The sequence below is a fragment of the Nocardioides sp. GY 10113 genome (genome assembly GCF_004919105.1).
Classification (GTDB): Bacteria; Actinomycetota; Actinomycetes; order Propionibacteriales; family Nocardioidaceae; genus Nocardioides.
In genome coordinates this window covers 67266-91042 of sequence record NZ_STGK01000004.1, presented here as the reverse complement: position 1 = coordinate 91042, position 23777 = coordinate 67266, and the positions used below count along the sequence as shown (strand labels likewise).

The 23777-nt window shown below is 73.5% G+C and carries 19 protein-coding genes; 5 read left to right on the top strand and 14 right to left on the bottom strand.

The genetic code is table 11. The annotated features are described in order from the left end of the window. Positions 1-61 precede the first annotated feature (61 nt). The 3 genes from E8D34_RS06535 to E8D34_RS06525 form a co-directional block, all read right to left on the bottom strand. A complete protein-coding gene (locus tag E8D34_RS06535) occupies positions 62-3331 on the bottom strand; it encodes an Rne/Rng family ribonuclease (protein WP_136593810.1) in 3270 nt (1089 codons plus the stop codon). A gap of 356 nt (positions 3332-3687) precedes the next feature. Continuing rightward, positions 3688-4401, bottom strand: coding sequence for a TIGR03936 family radical SAM-associated protein (locus E8D34_RS06530; RefSeq protein WP_206056585.1), 714 nt, complete (start codon positions 4399-4401; stop codon positions 3688-3690). A gap of 55 nt (positions 4402-4456) precedes the next feature. Next, the gene (locus tag E8D34_RS06525; protein ID WP_136593809.1) at positions 4457-5638 is read right to left on the bottom strand and encodes a winged helix DNA-binding domain-containing protein; all 1182 of its coding nucleotides are present in this window, start codon (positions 5636-5638) and stop codon (positions 4457-4459) included. Between the two features lie 47 nt (positions 5639-5685). Here E8D34_RS06525 and E8D34_RS21035 point away from each other — a divergent pair, with 47 nt between their 5' ends. Continuing rightward, positions 5686-6792, top strand: coding sequence for a DUF4190 domain-containing protein (locus E8D34_RS21035; RefSeq protein WP_136593808.1), 1107 nt, complete (start codon positions 5686-5688; stop codon positions 6790-6792). A gap of 30 nt (positions 6793-6822) precedes the next feature. Here E8D34_RS21035 and E8D34_RS06515 read toward each other — a convergent pair whose 3' ends face one another. Beyond that, entirely contained in the window at positions 6823-8775 is a 1953-nt protein-coding gene (locus E8D34_RS06515) for a TIGR03960 family B12-binding radical SAM protein (protein ID WP_136593807.1), read from the bottom strand. 70 nt (positions 8776-8845) lie between these two features. Here E8D34_RS06515 and E8D34_RS06510 point away from each other — a divergent pair, with 70 nt between their 5' ends. Together E8D34_RS06510 and E8D34_RS06505 are read left to right on the top strand one after the other, a co-directional pair. Further along, positions 8846-9946, top strand: coding sequence for an ionic transporter y4hA (locus E8D34_RS06510; protein WP_136593806.1), 1101 nt, complete (start codon positions 8846-8848; stop codon positions 9944-9946). Further along, on the top strand, positions 9943-10896 hold the full coding sequence (locus E8D34_RS06505) for a hypothetical protein (RefSeq protein WP_136593805.1): 954 nt from the start codon (positions 9943-9945) through the stop codon (positions 10894-10896). Before E8D34_RS06510 ends, E8D34_RS06505 begins: the two co-directional genes overlap by 4 nt. 180 nt (positions 10897-11076) lie before the next feature. On the opposite strand, the gene E8D34_RS06500 is transcribed toward E8D34_RS06505, so the two are convergent. From E8D34_RS06500 to E8D34_RS06455, 10 genes are all read right to left on the bottom strand, one after another. Continuing rightward, the gene (locus E8D34_RS06500; protein WP_168929356.1) at positions 11077-12741 is read right to left on the bottom strand and encodes a copper resistance protein CopC; all 1665 of its coding nucleotides are present in this window, start codon (positions 12739-12741) and stop codon (positions 11077-11079) included. A gap of 7 nt (positions 12742-12748) precedes the next feature. Further along, on the bottom strand, positions 12749-13495 hold the full coding sequence (locus tag E8D34_RS06495; RefSeq protein ID WP_136593803.1) for a YcnI family protein: 747 nt from the start codon (positions 13493-13495) through the stop codon (positions 12749-12751). 82 nt (positions 13496-13577) lie between these two features. After that, a complete protein-coding gene (locus tag E8D34_RS06490) occupies positions 13578-14147 on the bottom strand; it encodes a hypothetical protein (RefSeq protein WP_136593802.1) in 570 nt (189 codons plus the stop codon). Positions 14148-14178: 31 nt separating this feature from the next. Then, the gene (gene rodA, locus E8D34_RS06485; RefSeq protein WP_136593801.1) at positions 14179-15393 is read right to left on the bottom strand and encodes a rod shape-determining protein RodA; all 1215 of its coding nucleotides are present in this window, start codon (positions 15391-15393) and stop codon (positions 14179-14181) included. Next, on the bottom strand, positions 15390-17534 hold the full coding sequence (gene mrdA / locus E8D34_RS06480) for a penicillin-binding protein 2 (RefSeq protein WP_136593800.1): 2145 nt from the start codon (positions 17532-17534) through the stop codon (positions 15390-15392). Before mrdA ends, rodA begins: the two co-directional genes overlap by 4 nt. Next, positions 17531-18127, bottom strand: a complete 597-nt coding sequence (gene mreD, locus E8D34_RS06475; protein WP_136593799.1) for a rod shape-determining protein MreD — start codon at positions 18125-18127, stop codon at positions 17531-17533. Before mreD ends, mrdA begins: the two co-directional genes overlap by 4 nt. Continuing rightward, on the bottom strand, positions 18124-19140 hold the full coding sequence (mreC, locus tag E8D34_RS06470; RefSeq protein ID WP_240771174.1) for a rod shape-determining protein MreC: 1017 nt from the start codon (positions 19138-19140) through the stop codon (positions 18124-18126). The genes mreD and mreC overlap by 4 nt, the downstream gene beginning before the upstream one ends. Before the next feature lie 8 nt (positions 19141-19148). Then, on the bottom strand, positions 19149-20180 hold the full coding sequence (locus E8D34_RS06465; protein ID WP_276606581.1) for a rod shape-determining protein: 1032 nt from the start codon (positions 20178-20180) through the stop codon (positions 19149-19151). Between the two features lie 366 nt (positions 20181-20546). Next, positions 20547-20954 carry a nucleoside-diphosphate kinase gene (ndk, locus tag E8D34_RS06460; RefSeq protein WP_136593797.1) on the bottom strand — a complete coding sequence of 136 codons (408 nt, stop codon included), beginning with the start codon at positions 20952-20954 and terminating at the stop codon, positions 20547-20549. Positions 20955-21121: 167 nt separating this feature from the next. After that, positions 21122-21886: a MerR family transcriptional regulator gene (locus E8D34_RS06455; RefSeq protein WP_136593796.1), complete on the bottom strand. Its 765-nt coding sequence runs from the start codon at positions 21884-21886 to the stop codon at positions 21122-21124. A gap of 239 nt (positions 21887-22125) precedes the next feature. On the opposite strand from E8D34_RS06455, the gene E8D34_RS06450 reads away from it, so the two are divergent. Both E8D34_RS06450 and E8D34_RS06445 read left to right on the top strand, forming a co-directional pair. Beyond that, positions 22126-22935, top strand: a complete 810-nt coding sequence (locus E8D34_RS06450) for an ABC transporter permease (RefSeq protein ID WP_168929355.1) — start codon at positions 22126-22128, stop codon at positions 22933-22935. After that, on the top strand, positions 22932-23777 hold the full coding sequence (locus tag E8D34_RS06445) for an ABC transporter permease (protein ID WP_136593794.1): 846 nt from the start codon (positions 22932-22934) through the stop codon (positions 23775-23777). The genes E8D34_RS06450 and E8D34_RS06445 overlap by 4 nt, the downstream gene beginning before the upstream one ends.

The following is a 23777-nucleotide window of genomic DNA, read 5'->3' as shown; positions in this document are numbered from 1 at the left end:
ACCGACGATCAATAGTACGGACGGCCGGGGGTCAGGGCAAAATGCCGAGACCCCCGGACGATCACCGCTTGCGCGATCCGCGCTTCTTGACCGGGACGTGCTCGATCACGTACTCCGGCGCCGCCGCTCCGTCCCCGGAGTCGCCGGCGGCCAGCGTCGCCGCGGCCACCGGCAGCTCGGCCGGCACCTCGGGCTCGACGTGGGCCGGCGGGCCGGCGGGGCGGGTGGCCGAGCGTCGCCGGGTACGGGTCACCACGGTGGCGCGGACCGGCTCCGGCTGCTCGGCCGGCGCCTCCTCGGCGGCAGGCGTCTCGGCAGGCGTCTCGGCAGGCGTCTCGGCAGGCGTCTCGTCGACCACCGGCGTCTCGACCGGCGCCTCCTCGGCGACCGGTGCCTCGACCGGTGCCTCGACCGGCGTCTCCGCGGCCGTCGCCTCTTCTGCGGCAGGCTCCTCGACCGGGGTCTCCGCGACCACGGGCTGCTCGACCGGGGCATCCTCGGCCGCGGGCAGGTCCACCGTCACGTCCGCCTGCTCGTCCGCCTGCTCGTCCGCGTCCCCCGCCACCGGCGGGTGGGACATCGCCATGGCCGCCACAGTCTTCGGCGAGGGCACCGAGCCGCCGTTGCCGCTGCTGGCCGCCTCGTCGCCCGCCTGATCGCCACGGGCGGAGCCGCCCTTCTGGCCGCCCTGCTCGCCGCCTTCGCCCTGGCCCTTGCCGCGACGCCGGCGACCCCGACGGGACTCGCCGTCGCCCTCGGCACCGCCGCCACCGCCGCCGCGCTTCGGCTCGACCGGCAGGTCGTGCACGACCAGCCCGCGGCCCTGGCAGTGCGAGCAGGACTCGCTGAACGCCTCGAGCAGGCCGGTGCCGATCCGCTTGCGGGTCATCTGCACCAGGCCGAGCGAGGTGACTTCGGCGACCTGGTGGCGGGTCCGGTCGCGGCCGAGGCACTCGACCAGACGGCGCAGCACCAGGTCCCGGTTGGACTCGAGCACCATGTCGATGAAGTCGACGACGATGATGCCGCCGATGTCGCGCAGCCGGAGCTGGCGGACGATCTCCTCGGCGGCCTCCAGGTTGTTCTTGGTGACCGTCTCCTCCAGGTTGCCGCCGGAGCCGGTGAACTTGCCGGTGTTGACGTCGACGACCGTCATCGCCTCGGTGCGGTCGATGATCAGCGAGCCACCCGAGGGCAGCCACACCTTGCGGTCCAGGCCCTTGGAGATCTGCTCGTCGATCCGGTACGTCGCGAACGCGTCGCCGCTCTCCTCCGGGCGGTGGTGCTCCAGCCGCTCGGCGAGGTCGGGGGCGACGTGCTGGACGTAGTCGCTGACCGTCTCCCAGGCCTCGTCGCCCTGGACCACCAGCTTGGCGAAGTCCTCGGTGAAGAGGTCTCGGACGACCTTGAGGGTCAGGTCGGGCTCGCCGTACAGCAGCTGGGGCGCGTTGCCCTTGGCGGCCTTCGCCTCGATGTCCTCCCAGCGCGCCTTCAGCCGCTCGACGTCGCTGGTCAGCTCGTCCTCGGCGGCGCCCTCGGCGGCCGTGCGCACGATCACGCCGGCGGACTCGGGGACGATCTCCTTGAGGACCGACTTGAGGCGCGCCCGCTCGGTGTCGGGCAGCTTGCGGGAGATGCCGGAGGTGGTGCCGTCCGGCACGTAGACCAGGAACCGGCCGGCGAGGCTGATCTGGCTGGTGAGCCGGGCGCCCTTGTGCCCGATCGGGTCCTTGGTGACCTGGACCAGGACGGTCTGGCCCGAGGACAGCACGGACTCGATCTTGCGAGGCTGGCCGTCCTTGTGGCCGAGCGCGGACCAGTTCACCTCACCGGCGTAGAGGACCGCGTTGCGCCCCTTGCCGATGTCGATGAACGCCGCCTCCATCGAGGGCAGCACGTTCTGCACGCGACCGAGGTAGACGTTGCCGATCAGCGAGGTCTGGGACTCCCGCGCCACGTAGTGCTCGACGAGGACCTTGTCCTCGAGGACACCGATCTGGGTGACGTCGTTGCGCTGGCGGACCACCATCACCCGCTCGACGGCCTCGCGGCGGGCCAGGAACTCGGCCTCGCTGATGATGGGCGCGCGCCGGCGGCCGGCCTCGCGGCCCTCGCGGCGGCGCTGCTTCTTCGCCTCCAGGCGGGTCGACCCGGAGACGGCGGTGATCTCGTCCTCCGGGCTGCGGGCCTTGCGGACCCTGGTCACGGTGTTCTGCGGGTCGTCGCCGGTGCCCGAGGAGCCCTCGCCCTCACGGCGACGACGGCGGCGACGGCGGGACGACGTGGACGACTCGGACTTCTCGCCCTCGTCCTCGGCGGCGTCGGAGCCCTCGGCATCCTCGACGGTCTGCCCGCCGGCCTTGTCCTCGTCCGCACCCTCGGCCGGGGCGTCGCCGTTGGGCTCGGCGTCGGCGTCCGCGGACGCGCCGCCGTTGCCGGACTTGCGACGGCGGCGTCCACCGCGGCGCCGGCGGCGGCGCGGCGCACCCGACTCCTCGGAGGCGTCGTCGTCGGACTCGGCGCTCTCGTCGCCGGCGTCCTCACCGGCCGCCTCGTCCTCGCTGGGCTGCTCGGCGCTCTGCTCGCCGTCCTCGTCCTCAGCGGACTGCTCGGCCGGGGTCTCCTCGGCGGGCGTCTCCTCGGCGGCGGTCGCAGCGGCGGCCAGCGCCTCTGCCGACTCCTCGTCGACCTGCTCCTGCTCGGCCGACTCCTCGGTCGCCTGCGGGGCCGGCGCCGCCTTCTTGCGCGGGGCGCGCTTGCGGGTGCGCGGCGCCTCGGGCGCCTGGAAGAGCGGCACGGTGGCGCTGGGCTCGTCACCCGAGGCGGGCGTCGCCGCCTCAGCGGCGGCGCCAGCGGGGGCCTCGACCGGCGCCTCGACCGGCGCCTCGACCGGCGCCTCGACCACGGCCTCGACCACGGCCTCGGCCGTCGGCTCGGCGGCCGCGGCCTTCTTGGCGGTGGTCTTGCGGGTGGTGGTCTTCTTCGCGGCGGTCTTCTTGGCGGCCGCCTTCTTCGCCGGAGCCTTCTTCGCCGGCGCCTTCTTGGCCGGCGCGGACTCGGCGGCCTCGGCCGACTCCGCGGCGGCCTCGGCCGGCTCCGCGGCGGGCTCGGCCACCTCGGCGCCGGCGGCGGCCTTCTTCGCGGTGGTCTTGCGCGCGGTCGACTTCCGCGGGGCACGCTTCTTCGCCGGGGCGGCGGTCTCGGTGCCGGCCGTCTCCGCGGCGCCCTCGGGCGAGGCAGCGACCGGGGCTGCCGCCTCGGGAGCCTGCTCGGCGGGGGTCGCGGCCGCGTCGGCGTCAGCGTGGGAGGGATGGGTGGGCGCGTCGTTCATTGCGCTGCTCCTCGACCCGGGCGTCTCCACCCGGGTGTGTCATCGTCGCGCGACCGGGGTCGTGCAACGTAAGCCTGTCGTGTGGCACGACACCCTCCGCGGAGCGTCACTGGAGTGCCGCACGTCTCCTTCCGCGGTCGTCCGGGCACCTATCCCTGTCACCGATGGGTGCTGCCAGCGTCGCGGTCTGGCGACGTACCGCCCTCCACCGTGCCGGCCACCTGGGTGACCCGGCGAGAACGTCGTCGGATCGACGAGCGCCGAGCCTCTTGCGAGGGCCTCCGGGGAGACGCGCTGGATGTCGATCTGTGGCGAGTATCGCACAGCGCCGGTCAGCCGCCGGCATCTCCGGTCCTTCAGCGGGTCGCGAGCGGGTCGGCCAGCACCGCGGCGGCGCGGTCCAGCGTGCCCTGGTCGAGCCGGGTGAGCAGCGGCTGCGCCTCGGCGCTCCACCCCGTCGACTCCCGCAGACCGGTCATCACGTCGTCCGGCCGGACGGCCGGCACCGCATGCTCGAGGAGCAGCTCGAGGACGCCGTCCTCGACCACCGTCAGGGTGACCACGGCGGCCCGGCAGTCGAAGGAGCGCAGCCCCTTCTTGGTCATCCGCTCGACCGTCACCGAGTCCTTGGCCAGGAAGGCCTCGACGGCCTCGGCCAGTCCGGCGCCGGAGCCGGTCTCGATCCGCCAGCGGCTGCCCGACAGCAGGTCGGAGAGGGAGCCGGGGCGACTCGTGGCGGCGTCCACGGTGGCCACCACGTCGAGCCCCTCGGGCAGCGCGCCGTCCAGCTCGCGGCCGACCGCGGCCGGGTCGAGCACCTCGGCCAGACCGAGCTCGACGTACTCCGCCTCGCTGGCCGCGCCGGTCGGGGACGCGCCGGCGTACGAGATCCGGGGGTGCGGGTGGAAGCCGGACGAGTACGCCATCGGGATGCCGGCACGCACGATGGCGCGCTCGATCGCGCGGCTGACGTCGCGGTGGCTGGTGAAGCGCAGGCGGCCGCGCTTGGCGTACTGGATCCGGAGCTTCTGGACCGGCGGGGCCTGCTGCTCGGGCTGGGCGCGACTCACCGGGTGTTCTCCTCTGCCTTGCGCACCGACCGAGATTACCGTCCGGCGGCCCGGATCAGCGAAGCGCGACCCCCTTCATCTGGGGCGAGGCGTAGACGTTGACGATCCGCACGCCGTCGAGCCAGCTCGTCAGCCGGTCGGCCGCCGCCTCGAGCTCCCGTCGCGCCGCCGCCCCCGGGTCGCTCCTCAGCAGCAGGCGGACCCGTCCGCCGTCGTCCTGGACCCACGCCCCGACGATCCGCCCGTCGCACCAGGCGGTGTTGCCGGCGTTGCCGTTGGAGTCGAACAGGAACGGACGGTCGGCGGCGTCGAGGTAGAAGTCACGGCCCTTCCAACCCATCACGGTCGGGTCCAGCGTGGGCAGCAGCGCCACCCACGGCCGCGGCGCCGCCACCGGGTCGACGTCGTCGGGCAGCACCCACCCCCTCACCCCGCCGTCGAGGCCGACCTCGACGGCCCCGACCTCGGCCAGTGCCGCCCGGACCAGGGTCTTCGTCGCCCCCAGCCACCACACCAGGTCGTCCTCGGTGCCCGGACCGAAGCCACGCAGCCAGCCCCTCACCAGCTCGGCGTACCCGGCGGCCGCCGGCAGCGCCGTCGGCGTCTCGCCCAGCCAGTCCGCGGTGGCCAGCCAGGTCGGCTTGTTCAGCCGCCAGTGACCGGCGTTGGCGCCGCGCACGATCCGGCCGGCGGCGCCCAGGGCCGTGAGGACGTTCGGGCCGATCGGCAGCTCGGCCGCCCACTTCTTCCCCGGCGTGCCACGGGTGATCCGACCGGCGAGTGCGGGCACCTCCTCGCGCAGCTCGGCCGCGGTCCGCGCCCGGCCGTCGGAGAGCACGTCGAGGACGGCGGCGCAGGTCGCGTCGAGCCACGCCCCGGGGTCCTCGGCCAGCCCCGCGCTGGCCACGTCCTTCGCGAGCTGGGCGCGCTGCTGCTGGGCGACCCTCGCCGCCGCGCTCCCCCAGACCGCCGGAAGCGCCTCGACGGGGAAGGCGAACAGGGTGCGGCGCATGGCGAGCTGCTTGACGATCGAGCGGTCGTCGTACAGGGCCGCGTCGACGTCGGCGACCGAGATACCCGGCACCCGAGCCCACAGGGCGAGGTGCACGGTCGCCGCCTCGGTCGCGTGCAGCGCGGTCAGGCCGCGCGCGGCCGCCACGACGTCGGGGAACGGGTGGGCGAGGCCGTGGCGGCGCCCCAGCCGGGCCCGCCGCTCAGCGTCGTCGATGTGGCGCACGGATCAATCCTCCCCAACCCCGCCGACATGGCCGTAGTGTTCGGCGCGTGAGCGAGAACCCGCCGCCCTCCGGATCCGATCCCTACGGCCAGGGCGGCGATGCTCAGCCCGACGGCCCGCAGCCGCCCACGAACCCGTACGGCCAGCAGCCCCCGCCGCCGCCGAACCCGTACGGCCAGCAGCCCCCGCCGCCGCCGAACCCGTACGGCCAGCAGCCCCCGCCGCCGCCGAACCCGTACGGCCAGCAGCCCCCGCCGCCGCCGAACCCGTACGGCCAGCAGCCCCCGCCGCCGCCGAACCCGTACGGCCAGCAGCCCCCGCCGCCGCCGAACCCGTACGGCCAGCAGCCCCCGCCGCCGCCGAACCCGTACGGCCAGCAGCCCCCGCCGCCGCCGAACCCGTACGGCCAGCAGCCCCCGCCGCCGCCGAACCCGTACGGCCAGCAGCCCCCGCCGCCGCCGAACCCGTACGGCCAGCAGCCCCCGCCGCCGCCGAACCCGTACGGCCAGCAGCCCCCGCCGCCGCACCCGTACGGCCAGCAGCCCCCGCCCAACGACCCGTACGGCCAGCCCTACCCGCAGGCCGGCGGCGACGACGCGCCCACCGACGCCGTCTCGATCACGTCGTTCGTGCTCGGCGTGCTCTGCTGCACCGGCCCGATCGGCCTCGTCCTCGGTTTCATCGGCCTCTCCCGGACCAAGGACGGGAAGCGCAAGGGCCGCTGGGCCGCGATCACCGGTCTCGTGCTCAGCGCGATCGGCACCGTCGCCCTGATCGTGGTCGTCATCCTCGCCGCGGCCGGCGTCAGCTGGTTGGACGAGAACGTGATCACCCCGGCCAATGCCGAGGCCGGGCAGTGCGTGAACATCACCGAGGACGAGGAGACCGTCGTCTTCCTCAAGCGGGACTGTGCCGACGACCACGAGGGCGAGATCGTCGGCACCGTGGAGGTCACCGACGAGAACCTCGACGTGATCAGGTCCACGATGGCGGCGTACTGCGCCAAGGTCGTCGACCCCGGGACCCTGCTGAAGGTGACCACCGACCCGGACGTGCAGCTCAAGGCGGTCACCGAGCACCCCGACGACCCGGAGACCGGCGACCACCTGGTCTGCTACGTCCAGGGCGAGGGCCTCACCGGCTCCCTCTCCTAGCCGAGCCGGGAGTGAGGCCCGGCTCGGCGGTCAGACGACGCTGAGCGGCAGCAGCTTCTTGCCGGTCGGGCCGACCTGGATCTCGGTGCCCATCTCCGGGCAGACGCCGCAGTCGTAGCACGGCGTCCAGCGGCAGTCCTCGACCTCGATGTCGGCCGATCCGTCGGCGACCGCGAGGGCGTCCTCCCAGTCACCCCACAGCCAGTCCTTGTCGAGACCCGAGTCCAGGTGGTCCCACGGGAGGACCTCGTCGTACTCGCGCTCGCGGGTGGTGTACCAGTCGAGGTCGACGCCGGTGCCCTCCAGCGCGGACTCCGCCGAGGCGACCCAGCGGTCGTAGGAGAAGTGCTCGCTCCAGCCGTCGAACCGGCCGCCGTCACGCCAGACCGCCTCGATGATCCGGCCCACGCGGCGGTCGCCCCGGGAGAGCAGTCCCTCGATGATGCCGGGCTTGCCGTCGTGGTAGCGGAAGCCGATCGCGCGACCGAACTTCTTGTCGGCGCGGACCGTGTCGCGCAACAGCGCGAGGCGGGCGTCGGTGGTCTCCACGTCGAGCTGCGCGGCCCACTGGAACGGGGTGTGCGGCTTGGGCACGAAGCCGCCGATCGACACGGTGCAGCGGATGTCGTTGCGGCCCGAGACCTCGCGGCCCTTGGCGATCACCCGCTTGGCCAGCTCGGCGATCTGCAGCACGTCCTCGTCGGTCTCGGTCGGGAGGCCGCACATGAAGTAGAGCTTCACCTGCCGCCAGCCGTGCGAGTACGCCGTGGCCACGGTGCGGATCAGGTCCTCCTCGGTGACCATCTTGTTGATCACCTTGCGCATCCGCTCGCTGCCGCCCTCGGGGGCGAAGGTCAGGCCGGAGCGGCGTCCGTTGCGGGAGAACTCGTTGGCGAGCGTGATGTTGAAGGCGTCGACGCGCGTCGAGGGCAGCGAGAGCGAGACGTTGGATCCCTCGTACCGGTCCGCGAGGCCCTTCGCCACGTCGCCGATCTCGGTGTGGTCGGCGCTGGAGAGCGAGAGCAGGCCGACCTCCTCGAAGCCGGACTTGCGCACGCCGTTCTCGACCATGTTGCCGATGGTCTCGATCGAGCGCTCGCGCACCGGGCGGGTGATCATGCCGGCCTGGCAGAAGCGGCAGCCGCGGGTGCAGCCGCGGAAGATCTCCACGCTGAACCGCTCGTGCACGGTCTCGGCCAGCGGCACCAGCGGCTTGGCCGGGTACGGCCAGGCGTCGAGGTCCATCAGCGTGTGCTTGCGGACCCGCTCGGGCGCGTCCGGGTGGTTCGGTACGACGGCGGCGATCGCGCCGGACTCGTCGTACGAGACGTCGTAGAACGCCGGGACGTAGACGCCGCCCGAGGCGGCCAGCCTCCGGAGCACCTCGACCCGGCCCCCGGGCCGACCCTCCGCCTTCCACTCGCGCACGACCTCGGAGATCGCGAGCACGATCTCCTCGCCGTCGCCGAGGACCGCGGCGTCGACGAAGTCGGCGATCGGCTCGGGGTTGAACGCGGCGTGACCGCCGGCGACCACGATCGGGTGGTCGTCGGTGCGGTCGGCCGCGTGGATCGGGATGCCCGCGAGGTCGAGGGCGTTGAGCATGTTGGTGTAGCCGAGCTCGGTGGAGAACGACAGGCCGAAGAGGTCGAACGCAGCGACGGGACGGTGCGCGTCGACGGTGAACTGACCGATGCCCTCGGCGCGCAGCACCTTCTCCATGTCCGGCCAGACCGCGTAGGTGCGCTCGGCGAGGATCCAGGGGCGCTCGTTGAGCACTTCGTAGAGGATCTGGACGCCCTGGTTGGGCAGACCGACCTCGTAGGCGTCCGGGTACATCAGCGCCCAGCGGACCGTCGGGCCGTCGGGCGCGCAGTCCCACTCCTTGACGGTCGAGTTGAGCTCACCGCCGACGTACTGGATCGGCTTGGAGACCGTCAGCAGGTGCGGCTCGAGGCGGGGGAAGACAGACTCGACGGACATACCCTCCAGGGTAAGGCGCATCCGCCCCAGGTGCCGCTTCGGCGAGGGCCGCTCCGTAGACTCCACCAGCATGAGCGCGACCACGGCCGGCCGGTTCAGCTGGACCGTCGTGACGCCCCTGGTGGCCGCGGTCGTGCTGCTCTTCACCTGGGGCACCCACCCCGGCGTCGTCGGCAACGTGCTGGTCGCGATCACCCTGTTCGGCGCGGTGCTCGCGGGCGTCCACCACGCGGAGGTCGTGGCACACCGCGTCGGCGAGCCGTTCGGCTCCCTGGTGCTGGCCGTCGCGGTGACCGTGATCGAGGTCGCGCTGATCGTGACGCTGATGGTCTCGGGCGGTGACGACACCGCCACGCTCGCCAGGGACACCGTCTTCTCGGCGGTGATGATCACCGTCAACGGCATCGTCGGCATCGCGCTGCTGCTCGGGGCGCTGCGGCACACCTACGCCGTCTTCCACCCCGAGGGCACCGGCTCCGCGCTGGCCACCGTGATCTCGCTGGCCGGCCTGACGCTGGTGGTGCCGACGTTCACCACGGGCGCGTCCGGCCCCGTCTTCACCGGCTCGCAGCTGGTCTTCGCCGCGGTCGCCTCGTTGGCGCTGTACGCCGCCTTCGTGGCCACGCAGACCGGACGGCACCGCGACTTCTTCCTGCCGGTCGACACCGCCACCACCGCCGACCGGGAGGCCGAGGAGCACGCCGCGCCCCCGACGGACCGGCAGACCTGGGCCAGCGTGGCGCTGCTGCTGGTCGCGCTGGTCTCGGTGGTCGGTCTCGCCAAGGTCGAGTCCTACGCGATCGAGGACGGCGTCTCCAGCCTCGGACTCCCCCACGCGGTCGTCGGCGTGATCATCGCGATGACGGTGCTCCTGCCCGAGACCCTGGCCGCGGTGCGGGCGGCGCTGCGGGACCGGGTCCAGATCTCGCTCAACCTCGCCTACGGCTCGGCGATGGCCTCGATCGGTCTCACCATCCCGGCGATCGCGATCGCATCGATCTGGCTCGACGGCCCGCTCGCCCTCGGCCTGGAGCCGGTCCAGCTGGTGCTGCTCGGGCTCTCCGCGGTGGTCGGGGTGCTGACCGTCGTACCGGGTCGGGCGGTGCCGCTCAACGGCGCCGTGCACCTGGTGCTCTTCGCCGCCTTCGTCTTCCTGACGGTCTCCCCGTGAGCCGCCGTACGACGCCGCGGCCGGCGCTGCTGGCCGCGGCACTCGCCACCGCCGTCGCGCTCCCCCTCGCCGGCTGCTCCGGCGAGACGCCGCCGGACGAGGACGGCCGGCTGGTGCTCTCGCCGCCGCGGGACGGGGCCGGGCACACCCACGCGCCCGGCGAGGGCGACGTACCGCCCATCGGCGACGGCACGACCGCCTCGGCGGGCGGCTACCGGATGGTCGACGTACGGCTGCCCGGCGGCGCCGACGGCCCCGGCGACGTGAGCTTCCGGATCCTCGGGCCCGACGGCGAGCCGGTGACCGAGTACCTCGAGGAGCAGACCAAGCTGCTCCACCTCTACGTGGTCCGCGATGACCTGGCCGTCTTCCGCCACCTGCACCCGACCCTCGACACGGACGGCCAGGACGGCCAGGACGGCCAGGACGGCCAGGACGGCCAGGACGCGGGGACCTGGACCGCGCGGGTCGACCTGGGCGAACCCGGCGACTACCGGGTGCTGGCCGAGTTCCAGCCTGCGGGCGCCGGGGCGGCCGTCGCGCTCGGATCCGACGCACGCGTGCCGGGCCGGTGGAGCGCCGTCCCGGCGGGCGGGGCCGCCGCCGACGCCAGCGCGGGCGCCGACGACGGGGTGGTCCGGGTGGTGCCCGAGGGCACCGGAGAGGTCGGCCCCGACGGGCGGATCTCGCTGCTGGTCACCGACCTCGAAGGCCGTCCGCTGACGCTGGGCACCTATCTCGGCACCTTCGCCCACCTGACCGGCTTCCGGATCGGGGGCGACGGCTTCGTGCACGTGCACCCCTACGGCGGGCCCGAGCAGACCGGTGACGGCACCCGCCTGGTCTTCCACACCGCGTTCGACGCGGCCGGCTCCTACCGGTTCTTCGTGCAGGTCCGCGTCGAGGGGATGGTGCACACGGTGCCGATCACCGTCGCGGTCACCGACTGACGACACCTGCCGACTTGGGGTTTGTGGCGGGGCGACTTGGGGCTTGTGGCGCGGTGACTTGGGGCTTGTGGTGCCGGGCCGGACCACAACGCCCATCTCGGCGCGCCACAACGCCCATCTCGGCGCGCCACAACGCCCGTCTCGGCGCGCCACAACGCCCAACTCGCGAGGTGGGGGCGGTCAGTCGACGGTGAGGTCCAGGGTGGCCACGGGGTTGGTGAACCGGTCCACACGGATGCCGACGGAGAGCTCCCAGGCGCCCAGGTGCGGAAGCACCACGTCGGCGGCGTAGGTGCCGGCGCCGGTCGGGGTCAGCGGCACCTCGCCGAGGTCCACCTCCTCCGACGACACGGCCAGGGTCGGGGCGCGGTAGAGGTCGACCGGCTCGCCGGTCTCGTCCTGGACCTGGATGGTCAGCCGGCGGCGGTTGCCGCCGACGGCGTCGGCCTGGGCGAGGACCCGGTAGTCCCCCGCCACCGCCGTCGCCCCGGCCGCGCTCGCGGCCCGCACCGGCGGCGCCACCGCCTCACCGGGCACCCGGTCGACCAGGAAGCCGGTGACGCCGAGGACCACCACGAGAAGGGACGCCTCGACGGCGACGACGCGGTGTACCGTGCCGGCGGCGCGACGCCGCTGGTCGTGCCCGCCGTCGGAGAGTCGCGGCAGCAGCACGAAGCGGTTCCAGCCGGCGATCGCGGCGACCACGGCGACCACGGCGACCTTCACCAGGAGCAGCCGCCCGTACGCGGTGTCGACCAGCGCGCCCCAGGAGCCCAGGATCCCCCACGCCAGCAGGGCGCCGGAGCCGACGAGCGCGGCCAACACGTCGGCGGCCAGCGTGGAGAAGCGGGTGAGCACGGTGCCGGCGTCACGGGGACGGCCGGACATCGACGGCAGCACGACCACCAGCCCCACCAGGCCGCCGAGCCAGACGGCGCCGACGAGGAGGTGCAGGGCATCGGTGATCAGCAGCAGCGTCGGCGGCTCGTAGGCCCGGGTGTGGCCGACCAGCGCCGGCGAGGCGACCGCGAGCAGCACCAGCAGGTCGACCACGAGCGCCGGCCGCCGCCGGCCCGCCGAGCCTGCTGCGGGCTTCTGTCGGCTCGCGAGCACGGCCGCCCCCAGCCCGAGGGCCTGGAGGACGGCGACCACCAGGTCGTCACGGACCAGCGAGAGCTCCCAGGCCGCCGGATCGACGATCCCCGCCAGGCCGAGGCCCTGGCGGTAGGCGCCGGCGAGCGGTACCGCGAGCAGTGCCGCCGCGACGGCGAGCGCAGCGGCCAGCCGCAGCAGCAGTACGGCGCGCCGCCGGGCCCGCTCGTGCAGCCGGACACCGCGCGTCGTCCACCCCAGGAAGAGCCACAGGCCGCCGACCACGAACAGGCCGAGGTAGTTCAGCGCGGCCACGACCGCGACCACCACCTGGAGCGGCCCCTCCGCGCCGTCGGCGGCGGAGCGCGGCGCCTGGATCCGCGCGCTGGGGGCGCCGACGCTGAACGTCAGCGAGCCGGCGACGGGGTGTCCGTCGTCGGAGACCACCCGCCAGGTCAGCACGTAGCTGCCGTCGGCCAGCCCCGCGGGCAGGTCGGCGGTGACCACCTCGTCGCGGGCGGCGGCCTCGACCTCGAGCGGCTCGCCGGCGGCGTCGTAGAGCGCGACCCCGTCGGAGATCGTCGAGACCGGCTCGTCGAAGGTCAGGGTCGCCCGTTCCGGTGCCTGGGCGAGGACCGCGCCGTCGGCCGGGTCGGTGGCGACCAGGCTGGCGTGGGCCGACGCCGGCGCCGCCGTCCCGGCCACCCCGACCAGGGCGACCAGTACGGCGAGCGCCAGCGTCAGCCTGCGCATCGGGCGCTCAGCCCTTCCGGCCGCTGCGGGCCAGGGCGGCACCGCCGGCGACCAGGCCGAGGACGCCGGCCACCAGACCGGCGACGGCCAGCCCGTCGGAGCCACCATCGGAGTCGCCGTCGGAGTCGCCGTCGGAGTCGCTGCCGGACGCCTCGGCGTCCTCGTCGGCGTGCTCGTCGGTCTCGGCGTCTCCGTGGCCGTGGCCGTCGCCGGTGCCCTCGGTCAGCGTCAGGGTCGGCGCCGGGTGCGCGAGCTCCTCGGCGTCCTGCCCCTCGGCGGCGACCTCGGTCCAGGCGGTCTCGCCCTTCACGCAGGTCTGGATGGTCGGGAAGACGAGGGTCTCCCCCTCGGTGTCGGGCAGCTTGACCGAGAGCTCGAAGGTGTCCCGGTAGCCCTCGGGCAGCGGGGACTTCGCGGTGTAGACGACCTCGGAGACCCGCTCGGTCAGCGTGGTGCCGTGGGCGTCGGTGATCGGCTCGTCGAGCTTCTCGACCACCTTCTCCACGGCGTAGAGGCCGTTGCGGGTAGGGGTGACCGAGGGGATCTCCTCGGGCATCGCGATGGTCACCGTGGTGGTGGCCGCACCGTCGCACCCGTGCGGGACGCTGACGGTGAGCACGGCGTAGGCGCCGGCGGCGGTGGTGTTCGGGGTGATGCCGACGTGCGCGGAGGCGGGCGCGGCGAGGCCGAGCGCGAGCAGGCCGCTGGCGGTCGCGGCGGCGCCGAGCGGCAGGAGGGTACGACGGAGGGACATGTGTGCCTTTCGGGACCCGAGCGGGTCCGAGCTTGATCGGGTTCGGGAGCGGCGTCGCGCCGAGGCCCCGCCCGATCGGCGATCAGGCGGGGAGGCGCGCGGGCAGCGTCGGTGGCCCGCGGGTGGCTGCGGCACCGCGGCGCCAGGCCGACCAGACCCGCAGCGGGACCGGCATCCGGGCCGCGCCACAACGCAGCGGCGCGGGCAGCGCCCCCGGGGCCGACCAGGCGACGAGGACCTCGACCGCGCGGCGGCGCAGGGACCAGGCCAGCGCGGTGACCAGGGCGGCCGCCAGGTGGGCGGCCACCATCGGCCCGGTGAGGCCGGCCACCCCACCGGTCGCTACCTCGTGGTGCGCGTGCCCGCGGGGCGAGGCCGGCGACAGCGCGATCGTCGCGGCGTGCACCGCGAGCTGAGCCACGACCATCCCCGGGAGGACCGACCGCAGCCGGGCGCGCCGTCCGAGGACGAGCAGGCCGGCGCCGTACACGAGCAGGGCCACCGCGAGCAGCGCCTCGACGCCGGGCAGCACCCCGCCGGCGGCGCGGTGCGCCACGGTGAACGCGGTCACCGTCTCGGCCGCGGCGAGGCCCGCGCCGACGGGTGCGGCACCGCGGGCGGCGCAGCGCGGCACCCGGCGGACGATCAGCACGCGCAGATCATCGCAGAGCCGCGGCAGGCGCCTACGCGCGGACCAGGACCCGCGTGGCGGGCTTCAGGCGGGCGGCGGGCGAGGAGAGCGTGCGCAGGTGGATGTTCTCCAGCAGACCGATCGCCAGCATGCCGGCGAACATCGAGGAGCCGCCGTAGGAGACGAACGGCAGCGGCACGCCGGTGACCGGCATGATGCCCAGGCACATGCCGATGTTCTGGAACGCCTGGAAGCCGAACCAGCAGGCGATGCCGGCGGCGGCGATCCGACCGAAGGCGTCGTCGGTGCGCGCCGCGATCCGCAGGGCCCGCCACAGCACGATGCCGAGCAGCGCCACGATCAGCGCGGCCCCGACCAGGCCGAGCTCCTCGCCGGCGACGGTGAACACGAAGTCGGTGTGCTGCTCGGGGACGAACCCGGCCCGGGTCTGCGAACCCTCGAAGAGGCCCTGGCCGAAGATCCCGCCGTTGCCGACGGCGATCCGCGCCTGCTCGACGTTGTACCCCGCGCCCTTGGGGTCGAGGTCGGGGTTGGTGAACGCCAGGAACCGGTCGATCTGGTACTCCTCGAGGAAGCCGCTGACGACCGCGAACGTGGCGACCGCGACGCCGCCGCCGGCCAGTCCGAGCAGCCACCCGCGGTGCGCCCCGGAGGCGGCGACCACGCCGAACACCGTGGCGCTGAGCACCAGCATCGTGCCCAGGTCGGGCTGGGCCAGGATCAGGCCCGCGGGCACCGCGGCCACCGCCAGCATCAGCAGCACGTCGACGGTGCCGACCCGCTCGCGCCAGCGGCCCTCGTGCCGCTCGGCGACGACCAGTGCCATGCCGACCACGACGGCCAGCTTGGCCAGCTCCGAGGGCTGCAACGACAGGCCCCCGACCATCAGCCAGGAGCGGGACCCGTTCACCGTCGTACCGGCGACCAGGACCAGGACCAGCCCGAGGACCGCCAGCAGGTAGGCGACCGGCGCCAGGATCCGCACCCAGCGGTGGTCGGTGGCGGTGACGACGGACATCAGCACCAGGCCGATGCCGAGGTTGACCAGCTGCTTGGCCAGGAACGCCTTCGGGTCGCCGCCGGTGAGGTCGTCGCGGTTGACGGTCGCCGACCAGACCAGCAGGCAGCCCAGCACGCCGAGCAGCGTGACGGCACCGAGCAGGATCCAGTCCAGGTCGGCCCACCGGCGGAGCGCGACTCGACGGGAGTCGGCGCTGCGCCGGATCGGGACGTGGCGCTGGTTCATTCCTTCTCCTCCCGGGCGGGCGGCAGGATCGATCCGTCGCGGCCGAACTCGGGCAGCGCCGCGGGCGGGGTGGTGCCGGGGATCAGGGCGTTCGAGGGGTCCACCTGGTCGCCGTCGACGCCGTACAGGGCCTCCCAGATCGCCCGGACGCCGTCACCGGTGGATCCGGATCCCGTGCCGCCCTGGCTGATCATCATCACCACGACGTAGTCGTCGGTGTAGGAGGCCACCCAGCCCGTCGACTGCTTGCCGTAGACCTCCGCGGAGCCGGTCTTGGCGCGGATCTGGACCTGGTCCAGCGGGAAGCCACCGAGCTTCCAGGACATCGTGCCCTGCCGGCTGACGCCCTTGAGCGCCTCGTCGATGTAGTCCAGCATCCCCGCGGGCAGGTCCAGCTCGCCGGCCTTGGACGGCTTGATCCGCTTGATCACCTTGCCCGCGGGCGAGACCACCGCCTTGCCGATCCGCGGCTCCCACAGCGTGCCGCCGTTGGCGATCGCGGCGTAGCCGCGGGCGAGCTGGAGCGGCGTCACCAGGGTGTCGCCCTGGCCGATGGCGAAGTTCGCGGCGTCGCCCTGGCGGTAGTAGTAGCCCTCGAGGCAGAACTCCCGGGCGAACCGGTAGACGAAGTCGCTGGTGTCGGCGTCCTGCGGCTTCGCCGAGATCCCGCAGTAGTAGTCCTTCATGGACCGGTAGTACGCGCGCTTCCACTTCCGGTCCGCGATCCGGCCCGACGCCTCGCCAGGCAGGTCGACGCCGGTCGGCGAGCCGAACCCGAACGCCTTGGCCTCCGCGACCAGCGGGTCCTTGGCGTTCACGTCGGTCGGGTCGGAGCCGAGCTGCGCCCAGTAGCGCATCCCGATCTGGAAGAAGAAGGTGTTGCAGGAGACCTCGAGCGCCCGGGCGAAGGTCACCGAGCCGTACGCCGCGGACTCGTGGTTGTGGAAGTCGCGGTTGCCGATCCGCACCGCCGACGGGCAGCCCAGCACGGTGTCGGTGCCGTAGCCGTTGGAGAGCGCGCCGGCGGTCATGAACGGCTTCCACGTCGACCCGGGGGCGAACTGTCCCTGGAACGAGCGGGCCAGCAGCGGCGTGCCGGCGGCCTCGGAGTAGAGGTCGGCCAGCTGCTGGGAGGTGATCCCGCCGACCCAGACCGAGGGGTCGTACGTCGGCTGGCTGGCCATCGCCACGATCCGGCCGGTGTCGACCTCCATCACCACGGCCGCCCCGGAGTCGGCCTCGAAGTCGCGCTTGGTCACCGGGTCGCGGGTGGCCCGCGCGATGGAGATCATCTCGTGCAGCTGCTTCTCCACCACGCTCTGCACCTTGGCGTCGATCGAGGTGACCAGCGTGTCGCCGGGCTGGGCCGCGATGTCGGAGACGTCGCCGAGCACCTGCCCCTTGGAGTTGACCGCGACCTGCTGGTAGCCGGGCTGCCCGCGCAGCCAGTCGTCGTACGTCTTCTCCACGCCGGCGCGGCCCACCACCGAGGCGCCGTTGACCGAGCTGTCCCCGGCGGCCTTCGCCGCGTCGAGCTCGTCGGCGGTGATCGGGCTCAGGTAGCCGAGCACGTGCGCCGCGTTGATCCCGTACGGCGACGGGTACTCGCGCACGCTCTGCTGCTCGACCAGCACGCCCGGGAAGTCCTCGGGCTGCTCGGAGATCCGCAGCGCCTGCTCCTGGCTGATGTTCTCGGCGATCGGCACCGGCTGGTAGGGCGAGCCGTTCCAGCAGCGGCCGGCGACGGCGCCCTCGGTCCCGCAGAGCACGAGGGCCCGCTCGATCCGCGCGGGGCGCAGGTCCAGGACCCGCGCCACCCGGCGCACCAGGGCACGCCGCTCGCGCTTCTCGAACCGGTTGAGCAGCGTGGTGTCGATCGAGGTCACGTAGGTGAGCCGGTTGGTGACCAGCGGGCGTCCCATGTCGTCGACGATCAGGCCGCGCTGGGGCTGCACCACGATGTCGCGGATGGACTGCGAGGCCGCCTGCCCCTGGTAGTCCTCACCCGAGATCACCTGCAGGTAGTACAGCCGCGCGCCCAGCGTGGCGAGCAGCGAGAAGACCAGCGCCTGGATCACCACGAGCCGGAGTCGGCTGCGGGTCCCGCCGGGCTGGGGGCGGGCGCTCTTCGTCGACGTCACAGCACCGTCCGCCGCACCGTGCGGGGTGAGACCCGACCGGCGTCGGGGGCACCGAGCGAGGAGACCCGGGCGTTGACCCAGAACAGCGCCGGGACCACCACCAGCGCGGCGAGGGTGTCCAGCGCGGTGGCGAGCAGCGCCGTGCTCAGCAGCTCGCCGAAGCCGGCGCCCGCGTCCCCGAGGAGGACTCCGCTGAGCGCGAAGACCGAGGTGCCGACGAACGAGCCGCCGGCGGCCGCCGCGAGCACCACGCCCAGACCCGGGCGACGGTCGGCCGAGGCCGGGTCGGACTGGTAGTCGTGGCTGAGCCGCCCCACGACGTAGCCGACGACCGTCAGCGCCAGCGCCCACCGCCCTGCCACGTGGTCGGCGGGCGGCGCGAGGTCGAGCAGCAGGCCGGCGCAGAAGCCGACCAGCGTGGCGAACCGGGTGTCGTGGGCGAGCGCGGTGGCCACCACCACCAGGAGCACCAGCCCGGGGACCACGCCGATGCCCGCGTCGGGCCAGCCGAACCGGGGCAGCGCCGCGACCTGGAGGATGAGGGCCAGCACCACCGCGACCATGGTGACCGCCAGCCGGGTCGGGCCCCTCATCGGTCGCTCCCCTTCTCGGACCCGCCACGCCAGCTGCCGTCGGCCTCGATCACCCGGTCCTGGGTGCCCGAGGGGACCACCACGCCGACCAGGTCGAGGGAGGTGAAGTCGACCACCGGCGCCAGCACCGCGCGATAGCTGGTCTCCCGCACGGACTCGAAGACCCTGGTCACGGTGCCGATCGGCACGCCGGCGACGTAGGGCGACCCGCCCTCGCTGCCCCAGGTGAGGACGACCTGTCCGGTGCGCGGCTGCACCGCCTCGTCCAGCAGCTCGAGGTCGAGCATCCCGTCCTCGCCCGACGCCCCCGTGCCGTGCACGAAGCCCAGCTCGGAGTTGTCGCCGACCCGGCCGCCGACGGTCGACTCGCGGTCGACGATCAGCAGCACGGTGGCGGTGTGGGCGGTGACCGAGATGACCCGGCCGACCAGGCCGTCCGCGTTCACGACGGTCATGTCGGGGTGCAGGCCCGAGGAGCTGCCGGCGTCGATGGTCACGGTGTGCGAGAAGGACTGGGCGGAGCCGACCGCGACCACGCGGGCGGGCAGCAGCGCGTAGCCGGCGTCGCCGGCCATCGCCCGCAGCCCGTCGAGCTCGGCCAGCCGCGCGTCGTCGTACCCGGCCTTGGCGAGCTGCTGCTCGAGCGCGGCGTTGCGACGCTCGAGGTCGGCGAGGTCGGCGCGGAGGCTGCTGTTGGCGCGGATCCCGCCGGTCAGGTCCGCCACCGGGTCGACCACGGTCGCGACGGCGGCCTCGGCCGGCCCCATCACCTCGCCGACCACGCGGCGTACCGGGTCCACCGGCGATGAGTCGCCACCGGCGCTGTCCACCACCATCAGGGTCGCGCAGGCCAGCACCAGCGTCGCCATCAGCGAGCGCGAGGGCAGCCCGCGTCCCGGGCGGCGCTGCTGCCCGGCGGGGGTACGGCGGTCGGCGTACCCCGGCGGGGCGGGGGCGTCGGTGCCGTCGATGATCCGGTCGGGCCGGCGTGGGGGCATCGTGTCCAGGGTCATGGCGTCGCCTAGAACCGTCGCGGGTTGGTGACCAGAACCTGCTGGAGCGCCTCGAACTCCTCGACGCAGCGGCCGGCGCCGAGCGCGACCGAGATCAGGGGGTCCTCGGCGATGTGCACCGGCATCCCGGTCTCATGTCGGATCCGCTCGTCCAGACCGCGCAGCAGCGCGCCGCCGCCGGTGAGCACGATGCCGCGATCCATGATGTCGCCGGCGAGCTCGGGCGGGGTCTGGTCGAGGGTGACCCGCACGGCGTCGACGATGTCGTGCAGCGGCTCGTCGAGGGCCTGGCGGATGTCGGCGCTGGTCACGGTGACGGTGCGGGGCAGGCCGCTGACCATGTCCCGCCCGCGGATCTCGCCCTCGGGCTCACCCGGCCGCGGGAACGCTGAGCCGAGGGTCATCTTCACCTGCTCGGCGGTGCGCTCGCCGAGCATCAGCCCGTGCTCCTTCTTCATCCAGGCCACGATCGCGTGGTCCAGGGTGTCGCCGGCGGTGCGGATCGACAGGCTGGTGACGATCCCGCCCAGGGAGATCACCGCGACCTCGGTGGTGCCGCCGCCGACGTCGACGATCATGTTGCCGGTGGCCTGGTGGACGGGCAGACCGGCGCCGATCGCGGCGGCCATCGGCTCCTCGACCACGTACACGCGGCGCGCGCCGGCCTGGTAGCCGGCCTCCTTGACGGCGCGCTGCTCGACCGGCGTGATCGAGCTCGGCACGCAGATCACCATCCGCGGCTTGGCGAAGTAGCGGCGCCGGTGCACGCGCGCGATGAACTGGCGCAGCATCTGCTCGGTCGCCTCGAAGTCGGCGATCACGCCGTCGCGCAGCGGTCGCAGCGCGGTGATGTTGTCCGGGGTGCGGCCCAGCATCTGCTTGGCCTCGTGCCCGACCGCGATCACCTCGCCGGTGCCGTCGTTGATGGCGACCACGCTCGGCTCGTCGAGCAGGATGCCGCGCCGGCGTACGTAGACCAGGGTGTTCGCCGTGCCGAGGTCGACGGCCATGTCCCGACCGATGATGGAGTTCGCCCTCACCCGTGCCTCGCAGACCCTTGCCGGATCCGGGGTGGATCCGATCGCACGCTCCGGGGAAGCCGGCGAACGCTCGCGCGGTCGCCGGGGAGACCGAGCGGGCGTGCGGATCCGACAGCCTCCGCTGGGAGCCTAAGAAGTCCGTGGGGCTGGATCGCGCAGACACGCGGGAGCGGGTGGGGTGGTGCGCGCCGCAGCGGTCTGCGCAGGAATCACCGGTTCACCGGTGGTTCCTGCGCGTTTGGAGGGTTGCAACCCCCCAAACGCGCAGGGAAACCCCCAGCGGTGGGACGGTTGTGCAGCCTGAGGCACACGACCCGAGGCGCCCCAGCGCCCACGCGCCAGCGCCGGCGACGGGGCGCGGCAGCCTCAGAGGCCGGGGAACCAGAGCGCGATCTCGCGCTCCGCGGACTCCGGGGAGTCCGACCCGTGCACCAGGTTCTCGCGGTTCGACAGCGAGAGGTCGCCGCGGATCGTGCCGGGGGCGGCCTTGCGGCCGTCGGTGGCGCCGTTGAGCGCGCGGACGACCTCGACCGCCTCGTCGCCCTCGAGCACCAGCGCGACCAGCGGGCCGCTCGTCACGAACGCGCGCAGCGGCGGGTAGAAGTCCCGCTCCACGTGCTCGGCGTAGTGGGCGTCGGCGTCCTCGCCGGTGATGGTGCGCAGCTCCATCGCCACCAGGGACAGGCCCTTCGCCTCGAACCGGGAGAGCACCTCGCCGACCAGCCCGCGTCGGACGGCGTCGGGCTTCAGCAGGACCAGAGTTCGTTGGCTCACGCAGCCGACCCTATCGCCGCGGACCGCGCCGACCCCAACCCGCTCACCCCCGGCGACCGGCGCAGGGACCGGCGCAGGACCGACCAAGGACCGGCCCAGCACCGCCGCACCACCGCAGCACCACCACCGCACCACCGCCGCACGACCGACTCACGACCGCCGCACCGTCACCGGCGCTGCAGCGACCGGGCGATCAGGTCGTTGGCGGAGCGCTGGAACGCCGTCACGATCGCCTCGAGGGTGAGCTGGCGCAGCTCGGCCAGCGTCTGCTCGACCCGCTCGGCCTCGTCGCGGGAGAGACGGTGGTGGCGCAGCGGCACCAGCACGTCCTCGCGGAGCACGTCGGTCAGCTCCGCGGCGAGCGCCTCCATGTGCCGGGAGATCGCGTCAGCGGCGCCGCGGACGCCGTCGACGGGGATGTCGAGGTCCAGCAGCCGCATCGTCACGTCGAAGCCGTGGGCCGGGGTGTAGCGGACCCCGCGCTCGGTCTCGGTACGGCGCAGCATCCCGATCTCCTCGATCAGGGCGAGGTCCTCGTCGCTCAGCCGCCGCCCGGCGTGCTCGTCGAGCTGGCGCCGGGTCAGGTCGTGCGGTCCCGACGTGGTCCACGAGGCGAGCATCGCCCGCTGCACCGCCAGGTCCTCGATCCGGGCCCCCGCGGGCAGCGAGGCCAGGTAGCCGTCGATCGCCTGCAGCGAGAAGCCGTGCCCCTGGAGCGCGCGGATCATCTCGAGCCGGGCCAGGTGCTCGGGGCCGTACCAGGCGACCCGGCCCCGTCGCTCCGGCGGCGGGATCAGCCCGAGGCTGGCGTAGTAGCGCGTGGTGCGAACGGTGAGGCCCGCGGCGGCGGACAGCTCGTCCACGGTCATCGCCCCCTCGGCTCCGGTGGGGCCACTCGCGGGGTCCGCGCCATCACGGGGGCTAGCACTCATGACTGTCACAGTACGGCTGTCACCATTCGGGCGCCAAGCAGCGCGGCCGCGCTCATCTCGACCAGGTTTCAAGAACTACTTGACGAGCGTCACATTCCACCGAGACAGTCTGAATGTGACAGTTGTACTGTCATCGTCATGGCCGCCGCCCACCGCGGCGCCGGGTCTCGGGCCGGGGGGCCTCGGGACCGGGACGGTCCGCTGAGAAGTTCAACGAGATGGCGCGAGGGGAGTTACCGATGACCTCAGGCGGTACCGGCTCCGGACCGTCCGCCATCGCCGCTCCCCTCGGCGCGGTCGCCGGGATGCTCTCGTTCGGCCGCCGTACCTTCGCCGCGACCGGCCGCAGCATCGTCACCGGCCGGTTCCCCGTCGCCGAGACGGTCGTCCAGGCCTGGACCGCGATCAAGGTGTGCACGCTGCCGGCGCTCGCGGTCTCGGTGCCGTTCGGCATCATCCTGGCGCTCCAGGTCGGCGTGCTCTCCCAGGAGGTCGGCGCCGTCGCCTTCACCGGGGCCGGCAACACGCTGGCCGTGGTCCGCCAGGCCTCCCCCCTGATCACCGCGCTGATGCTCGCGGGCGTGGCCGGCTCCGCGATCTGCGCCGACCTGGGCTCGCGGACCATCCGCGAGGAGATCGACGCGATGGAGGTGATGGGCCTGCCGGTGATCGAGCGGCTCGTCGTGCCCCGGATGGTCGCCATCGTCGTGGTCGCGGTCCTGCTCAACGGCGTGGTCATGTTCTTCACGATCATGACCACGCTGCTGATCAGCACGGTCCTCCAGGACCTCCCACCCGGCGCGTACCTGGCGTCGGTGACCACGCTGGCGCAGCTCTCCGACCTGTGGCTCTCCCTGACCAAGGCGGCGATCTTCGCGGTGATCTGCGCCGTGGTCGCCTCCTACAAGGGGCTCGGGGCCCGACGCGGACCGACCGGCGTCGGCGAGGCGGTGACCAGCGCCGTGGTCACCAACTTCGTGCTGCTGTTCGCGGCGAACTTCCTGATCTCCCAGGTCCACTCGACGTTCAGCGGCGGGATGATCGGATGAGCGCCACCCAGCGGGTGAGCGCCCGGCAGGAGGCGGTCGAGGACGCCGTCCTCGCGCCCCTCGCCTCGATCGGCGGCCAGCTGGTGCTGGCCTGGCGCGCGGTCGCGGCGCTCCCGATCGCCCTCACCCGCTACCGCGGTGAGATCTCGCGGGTCCTCTCGGACGTGGCGCTGGGCTCCGGACTCTTCCTGGTCGGCGGCGGCGTGGTCGGCGTGGTGCTGCTGCTCTCCACGCTGACCGGCACCGAGGTCGGCCTGGAGGGCTACCAGGGGCTGGACGTGATCGGCCTGGCGCCGTTGACCGGCTTCATCTCCGGCTACGCCAACACCCGCGAGCTGGCGCCGATCATCACCTGCCTCGGCTTCGCCGCCCGGATCGGCTGCGGCTTCACCTCGCGGCTGGGCGCGATGCGGATCAGCGAGGAGATCGACGCGCTCGAGGCGATGGCGATCCGCCCCATCCCCTACCTGATCACCACCCGGCTGGTCGCCGCCTGGATCATCGTGCTCCCGCTCTACCTGATCGGCCTGGTCGGCACCTACGTCGCCACCGACCTCATGGTGACCACGTTCTACGGGCAGTCCGCCGGCACCTACGACCACTACTTCCGCACGTTCGTGGCACCGATCGACGTCGTCTACTCCGGCATCAAGGTCTTCGTCCTGGCCACGATCGTGGCCCTGATCCACTGCTACCACGGCTTCACCGCCACCGGCGGCCCCGAGGGCGTCGGCCGCGCCACCGGGCGCGCGATCCGCTCCAGCATCATCTGCCTCACCGTCGTCGACATCCTGCTCACGCTCTCCCTCTGGGGCGTGGAGCAGGTCCAGATCTCGGGGTGA

Bases quoted from the DNA above. Each gene is read 5' to 3' on its own strand.
- E8D34_RS06535 (WP_136593810.1), bottom strand. From the start codon at position 3,331: ATGAACGACGCGCCCACCCATCCCTCCCACGCTGACGCCGACGCGGCC.
- E8D34_RS06515 (WP_136593807.1), bottom strand. From the start codon at position 8,775: ATGTCCGTCGAGTCTGTCTTCCCCCGCCTCGAGCCGCACCTGCTGACG.
- E8D34_RS06510 (WP_136593806.1), top strand. From the start codon at position 8,846: ATGAGCGCGACCACGGCCGGCCGGTTCAGCTGGACCGTCGTGACGCCC.
- E8D34_RS06500 (WP_168929356.1), bottom strand. From the start codon at position 12,741: ATGCGCAGGCTGACGCTGGCGCTCGCCGTACTGGTCGCCCTGGTCGGG.
- E8D34_RS06495 (WP_136593803.1), bottom strand. From the start codon at position 13,495: ATGTCCCTCCGTCGTACCCTCCTGCCGCTCGGCGCCGCCGCGACCGCC.
- rodA (WP_136593801.1), bottom strand. From the start codon at position 15,393: ATGAACCAGCGCCACGTCCCGATCCGGCGCAGCGCCGACTCCCGTCGA.
- mreD (WP_136593799.1), bottom strand. From the start codon at position 18,127: ATGAGGGGCCCGACCCGGCTGGCGGTCACCATGGTCGCGGTGGTGCTG.
- mreC (WP_240771174.1), bottom strand. From the start codon at position 19,140: ATGACCCTGGACACGATGCCCCCACGCCGGCCCGACCGGATCATCGAC.
- E8D34_RS06455 (WP_136593796.1), bottom strand. From the start codon at position 21,886: ATGAGTGCTAGCCCCCGTGATGGCGCGGACCCCGCGAGTGGCCCCACC.
- E8D34_RS06450 (WP_168929355.1), top strand. From the start codon at position 22,126: ATGACCTCAGGCGGTACCGGCTCCGGACCGTCCGCCATCGCCGCTCCC.
- E8D34_RS06445 (WP_136593794.1), top strand. From the start codon at position 22,932: ATGAGCGCCACCCAGCGGGTGAGCGCCCGGCAGGAGGCGGTCGAGGAC.